At 44.7% G+C, this 971-nt stretch carries 2 protein-coding genes; one reads left to right on the forward strand and one right to left on the reverse strand.

What is annotated here, in order from left to right:
• On the forward strand, window positions 1-284 hold a 284-nt coding region (locus tag R7R24_RS25135), incomplete at its 5' end, for a DUF3461 family protein (RefSeq protein WP_318119831.1).
• A gap of 82 nt (window positions 285-366) precedes the next feature.
• On the opposite strand, the gene truC is transcribed toward R7R24_RS25135, so the two are convergent.
• Window positions 367-971: tRNA pseudouridine(65) synthase TruC (gene truC, locus R7R24_RS25140; RefSeq protein WP_318119832.1), on the reverse strand; the 605-nt coding region annotated here is incomplete at its 5' end.

The following is a 971-nucleotide window of genomic DNA, read 5'->3' on the forward strand; positions in this document are numbered from 1 at the left end:
TCCATAAGCAAAAAGGCGAGTTCTTTGCCAAAAGCGTCAAATTCAAATACCCACGCCAAGTAAAAAATGTCTTAGTTGATAGCGGTAGTCATAAATACAAGGAAGTAACGGAAATCAACCGTAACCTTACTTTGGTTATCGACGAACTCAACAAGATCACAAAACCAGCGAAAGTGTCTGAATTGGATGTAAAACAAAAGATTCTTTCTGATCTTCGCCATTTAGAAAAAGTCGTTTCTAGCAAGATCGCCGAGATCGAAGCGGATCTAGAAAAACTCAAATAGCCTTTGAGAATCGGTAAACAACAAAAAGGGTTGGCAAACATGCCAACCCTTTTCTATTTCTCTTCGCTAGAGCACAGCCTCTTTACTTAACGAGCTCTTCGTCCCACTCAAATCGAGTAAACAATTGCTGCCACGTATCGTCGATACTCGCTTTCATCACCAGCTCTTCATTTGTAAACGGATGCACAAAACGCAGCTCCGAAGCATGTAACAGCAAGCGGTGTGAATCAAATTCGTTACGGAACAATTTGTTGTGTTTACCATCACCATGCGATGTGTCCCCCACAATTGGGTGACGTAGGTGGGCCATGTGACGACGCAATTGGTGCTTGCGACCAGTCTTGGGCTTCATTTCCATCAAACAGTAGCGCGTTGTTGGGAACTTGCCCGTCGAATAAGGCACTTCCACTTTCGCCAGTGGTTTGTAAGCGGTTACTGCCTCTTGAGCTTCTTTCTCTTGGGAGGCGAACTTATCTGCAATTTTGTCTAGTTCGACTTTTAACGCGTAATCTAAAACGCCCTCTTCCTCAATCCAACCACGGACAATCGCGTGATAGGTCTTCTCCATTTTGTGCTCAGCAAACATTGGCATCACTTGAGAAGCCACTTCACTGGAGAGCGCAAACACCAAAACGCCAGAAGTCGGACGATCCAAGCGATGCAACGGAAAGACATGCTGACCAATTT

It is taken from the genome of Vibrio sp. 704 (genome assembly GCF_033339295.1).